Source organism: Pseudomonas sp. 32_A, from assembly GCF_017490905.1.
Taxonomy (GTDB): domain Bacteria; phylum Pseudomonadota; class Gammaproteobacteria; order Pseudomonadales; family Pseudomonadaceae; genus Aquipseudomonas; species Aquipseudomonas inefficax.
The window spans coordinates 1-471 of record NZ_JAFGYI010000280.1 but is presented as its reverse complement, the minus strand read 5'-3'; the positions used below and the strand labels follow the sequence as shown (position 1 = coordinate 471).

General features: G+C 63.1%; 1 protein-coding gene and 1 pseudogene. Both read right to left on the bottom strand.

Translation table 11 applies throughout. The features are described from left to right. A pseudogene (locus tag J5M58_RS26685) lies at positions 1 to 229 on the bottom strand (cytochrome o ubiquinol oxidase subunit I); the annotation flags it as partial. Positions 230 to 231: 2 nt separating this feature from the next. After that, positions 232 to 471, bottom strand: a 240-nt coding sequence (locus J5M58_RS26680) for a COX aromatic rich motif-containing protein (protein WP_207880372.1), incomplete at its 5' end; no start/stop codon positions are given.

The following is a 471-nucleotide window of genomic DNA, read 5'->3' as shown; positions in this document are numbered from 1 at the left end:
CCGCGTCGGCGAAGCCGCGCAGCAGCATGATGAGCGCAACGATGATGTACATCACGCCGAGCTTCTTGTGGTCGACGGTCGTGAGCCACTCGCACCACAGCCATTTCCAGCGCTTCGTATAGGTGAGCGCGCCCAGAATCCCGAGCACGACGAGCACCATGAACGCGCCCGCGCCCATGATGATCGGCTGATCGAACGGGAACGCCGAAAGCGTCAATTTTCCGAACATGCTTACCTCTTCGTCCGACAGGCGGCGTCCGTCAGATCGAGGACGTGGCCGTTGTTGTACTTCGCGATGATGTTATTGAAGAGCCGAGGATCGACCGTCGAGTAGTAGCGCACCGGCTGCTTCTCGCTCGGCTGCGCGAGCTGGCCGTACGCGGTCATGTCGAGCCGGTCGGCCGACGCGCGCACCTTCGCGACCCACGCGTCGAACGCGTCGCGCGAGGTCGCGAGCGTGCGGAACTTCAT